1 pseudogene is annotated in these 448 nt (G+C 48.9%); it reads right to left on the reverse strand.

Features of this window, described 5'->3' with window-relative positions:
- Positions 1 to 330: pseudogene (locus SB773_RS30110) on the reverse strand (helicase); the annotation flags it as partial.
- Positions 331 to 448 lie beyond the last annotated feature (118 nt).

Consider the following 448-nt stretch of genomic DNA (forward strand, 5'->3'; position numbering starts at 1 on the left):
GAGCAGCTCCATCTCATCTTCCACCCACGGCTTTGTTCGTTCGCGAATCTCCAGCTGCTTAAGCTCACCATAGAGCGCCTTTGCGACGAGGCTCATCCGATTGGGAATAGGCAGGGAGGTATCATACGAGTAAAAGATGTCATGAATATGCTCGGAGCTAATGAGGACCTTGCCGCGAAAGGTGATGGGCGAAAAAAGAATACCTGCTTGTTTTAGATGTGACGCATATTGATCAATGGCCTGCATAAACAGGGCAGAGGATTTGAATTGAATTCCTTCCAGGCGCTCAGTGTAGCCGGGAAGCTGCATAGCGGTCAGTACGTATTCCATTTGTGTCAGTGGACTTTCCAGTTGAAATTGGTGCCCAAGACGATGCTCCGTATACTCCTGAAAAGTGGTTTGCTGCATATTTTCCTCGCCCAGCTCTGGCAAAACAGTCGACACATAG

The organism is Bacillus sp. SIMBA_074 (assembly GCF_046534555.1).
Classification (GTDB): domain Bacteria; phylum Bacillota; class Bacilli; order Bacillales; family Bacillaceae_G; genus Bacillus_A; species Bacillus_A mycoides.